Consider the following 1,532-nt stretch of genomic DNA (forward strand, 5'->3'; position numbering starts at 1 on the left):
TTGCGCGCCCTGATCGGCGCCGCACCGTTCGAAGGAGAAGTCCAATGAAAACGAATTTGTTTTATGCGGCGCTACTGTCTCCAGCGTTCTTGTATCTTGCGGCCTGTGGCAATGACGCCCCCGCTCCATCTGCGGCCAACCAGACGGGCCAGGCAGTCGATGGTGAGCACGAAGAGACCGGTGGTGAAGATTATGACGGCCATGAAGAAGAAGCCAGCGATCATGTCGAGCTGAGCGCCGCGGAGGCTGAAGCTGCCGGAATCCGGACTGCGGAGGCTGAAACCGGCACAGTATCCGGCCAGCTGGAATTGCCCGCCGAAATCCGCTTCGATGCCGATCGCGTGGCTAGGGTCTCGCCCCAGGTGGAGGGCATTGTCGCTGAGCTCCATGCAGGTGAAGGCGATACGGTGAACGCGGGTGCTACGCTTGCGCGCCTGACCAGCCGTGAGCTTGCCGGCCTCAAGGCCGATTATCTGAATGCGCTGAGCGCCGAACGTCTGGCGCGGACCGAGCTGGCGCGTGAGGAAAACCTCTGGGAAAAGAAAATCACCTCTGAAGCAGATGTGCAGTCGGCGCGTGCGTCTTTTTCGGCGGCGAATGCTGCCCGGGAGGCCGCCGAAAACAGGCTCCATGCCGTCGGCATTGGGCATGGCGTACTGGACGGTCTGGATGAAGCTGCGGATGGTGCCCTGGCACAGGCCTATGTCACCGCGCCGATAACCGGTGAAATCATTCAGCGGAGCGTTTCGCTTGGCGAAACCGTGTCGGCCGGTGGTGAGCCCGTATTTGTCATCATCGATGACAGCGTCGTCTGGGCCGATATCGCGGTTTACAAGGAAGACCTCGGAAAAGTCGAGGAAGGCCAGACGGTGATCCTTCAGCGGGATGACGGCCAGAGGCTGGCCGAAGGAAAGATTTCAACCGTCCTGCCGGTTATCGATGAGACGTCCCGTACAGCGACGGCGCGTGTGATCGTCGACAATGCCGAGCATAGGTTGAAACCTGGTCAGTTCGTTACGGCACGGATCGAGACCGGAGGCGCAGCAGCCGTTGTGCGTGTGCCCTCGGATGCTGTGGTGACTGTCGAGGAAAGGCTGTCAGTCTTTGTCCCGACCGGAGACGGCTTCCAGCCACGCGAGGTTCGAAGCGGCGCGAGTTCGGATGGATACACCGAAATTCTGTCGGGTCTGTCGGCAGGCGATGAGTTCGTTTCGGAAGGCGCCTTCACCCTGAAAGCCCAGCTTGAAAAAGACGCCTTTGGCGACGGCCATGGCCACTAGGAGGCAAGCATAATGTTAAGTTTGATGCATCGACTTGCGGGGGGACGGCTGCTTGCCGCCATCGCCGCACTCGCCCTTTCCATCGGCGGCCTGTTTGCCTTTCGCAGCCTGCCCGTTGACGCCTTTCCAGATCCGTCGCCTTCACTGGTCCAGGTCTTCACAGAGACCGAAGGTCTTTCGCCGGAAGAGGTCGAACGCTATGTGACCTATCCGATCGAGACGTCCATGTCCGGCCTGCCCAAGGTGGAGGAA

2 protein-coding genes are annotated in these 1,532 nt (G+C 60.4%); both read left to right on the top strand.

Features of this window, described 5'->3' with window-relative positions; translation table 11 throughout:
- Positions 1-44 precede the first annotated feature (44 nt).
- Positions 45-1,280, top strand: a complete 1,236-nt coding sequence (locus ABNU55_RS15670; RefSeq protein ID WP_290749203.1) for an efflux RND transporter periplasmic adaptor subunit — start codon at positions 45-47, stop codon at positions 1,278-1,280.
- Positions 1,281-1,292: 12 nt separating this feature from the next.
- The coding region (locus tag ABNU55_RS15675; protein WP_348764594.1) for an efflux RND transporter permease subunit at positions 1,293-1,532 on the top strand (240 nt) is incomplete at its 3' end.

It is taken from the genome of uncultured Henriciella sp., assembly GCF_964005855.1.
Classification (GTDB): domain Bacteria; phylum Pseudomonadota; class Alphaproteobacteria; order Caulobacterales; family Hyphomonadaceae; genus Henriciella.

Bases quoted from the DNA above. Each gene is read 5' to 3' on its own strand.
- ABNU55_RS15670 (WP_290749203.1), top strand. From the start codon at position 45: ATGAAAACGAATTTGTTTTATGCGGCGCTACTGTCTCCAGCGTTCTTG.